Source organism: Endozoicomonas sp. ONNA1 (assembly GCF_024606325.1).
Lineage (GTDB): Bacteria > Pseudomonadota > Gammaproteobacteria > Pseudomonadales > Endozoicomonadaceae > Endozoicomonas_A.
In genome coordinates, this window is sequence record NZ_JAHHPN010000030.1 from 1 (window position 1) to 2,086 (window position 2,086).

Below are 2,086 nucleotides of genomic sequence, written 5' to 3' on the forward strand. Positions count from 1 at the left end.
GGATATTTTCAGGGACAGGCTGCAAAGGGATTTTATCCTTTCTGCACTGATGAATGTACTGAAATAATGCGTGTAAAAATTGGTTAATCAATTTGATTTCCTGTACCGTTTTTGGACAACGGAAAAAACGAAATTCCAGCGTTGATAATTTTTTGACTTTACTTGCTCCGGTAATATGTAATAAAGAAATAGCCATGTACTTTTCCATATAATCGTCACCCACTCCACCAAGCCCCCTTTGTATAGTCGTCATATGAACAAGTTGGTTATAAAAATGCACAAATTGATTAAGCCTGTCTTTTTTTTCCGAATCATTGTTGCTTTTATAGCTTGACTCTTCAGTACAACCTTCTTCTATTTTTTTATTATATCGATCAATGATCCAATTTAACCGCTTCACTGCAAATAGCTTTGTGTCTGGATTATAATCAGCAAATGTTTTATACCATTTGGCTTCATCGTTCTGCAGGATACGATCATTATTTCCAAATGCCCTCAGCAAAAAAGGGTTTCGCTGGATCTCAGACTCCAAAGCCAGAAGCACACTAGTATCACCCTGAGTGGCACTCAAGACATCGACGTGTTTATGCCCGGAGCTATAATCAATCAACCCGTCTTTGCGCATTGAATCAGTCACTTCAATGACCTTTTCAAAAGATAATTCCGCGAGTTTATCATCAGCATGATAAGGCGTGCAGATTATTTCAAACCACTTCCGAGTATCATAAAAAGGAAACAGGGTAAAGTTACTGTCAAATCCACAGCGTGAATCAAATTTTTTAGCGGTAACGTGGTTAGTTAACTCTTTTTCTGCGAATCGAGATGAAAAAATGCTAACAAGCTTCCCCTCTGAATCAGAAATTACATTTTTTACATCATATTCAAGCTCTTCTCCAAATTTAGGGTTTAATTTGTTTTCCGATTTTGCTTCATTCTCAGTGGATAAAGGGCAACCATCAAAAAGAGTGTCGACAATACCATCACAACGCCGAAAAAAAATAACATCCATAACATGTCGATTAAAAAACTCTCTCATATCAATTTTGTTGATACGCAAAGCAATGGTTAACAAATTACTCGGGTAAAATAATAAACTACCACTATCGATAATTTTTTGCCTGAATTTCACGGCAAAATTAAATATGATAACCAGCTCAGAAAAAAGGCCTCCTGAAGGAAGAAGGGTTTGAAAAAATGGAAATATATCCTTCAGCAATTTCTCGTAGGTGAATTCATTTTTATTCATTAAAAAAAATCTAACATTTGGGATTACATCATTTGGTACGTTCTCTCTTTTGTTGAGATAATCCACCAGAATGTCCCCCAGACTATAAAATAATCGACTCCTGTTTCTTTTAGGTTCCGCTGCCGCTCGTTCGGTAAAAATAGCATTCAGGAAAGACTGTATCTCTTCGACTCGTTTCTGGCTGATGATCTTACCCGCCACATATTTATCGGTGCTGCTTTCAACCGTAAAACACCGATCATGAACCAGACCTTCCCGGTATAAAATAAAATCGATAAAAATTTCTGTTAATTCGTCTCTTTGATCATCTTCATAACTCTCTCTTGCAATTTTTTCGTACCTCAGTGTGTGTATGAGTTTTTTAATGGTATTTCGAAAGCATTTTGCCACTTCATCAGCACTAAATATCTCGCTCGGCCTGCTTTTGACTTCATCTATGCCCTCACAACCGTCAGAATTAAAGCAGTGAGAAACTTTTCGATCAGGAATAGGCTGATTGACCATCTGATGACTGCAATCTGGTACAATACAACCAAATTCTCGCATCTGCTTTATCGGTGCAGAGGATTTATCTTCAACCAATCGCTTTCTTGAAAAACTTTTAACCACTCTCTGCTCTGAATCAAAACTTTCATCATTCTTCTCAGCAAGACTGTTTTTATGAGGTTCGTAAGCATCTGTTACAGTAGTGTTTATATTCATAAATCCCTCTATTGAACACATTTAATTCTCTTAAGCTATACATGCTTTAGACCATTAATTTCCAAAAAAGATCCAGAACAATAATTCATCTAGCAGCCTGTCGGACTTAAGCGTCCGTAGCGAGGATTGCAAGAAATT

At 36.9% G+C, this 2,086-nt stretch carries 1 protein-coding gene; it reads right to left on the bottom strand.

Annotated features, from left to right (window positions below; all coding sequences use genetic code 11):
- A partial coding sequence (locus KDK19_RS00675; protein WP_257291122.1) for a hypothetical protein occupies window positions 1–1,948 on the bottom strand: 1,948 nt, incomplete at its 3' end.
- Window positions 1,949–2,086 lie beyond the last annotated feature (138 nt).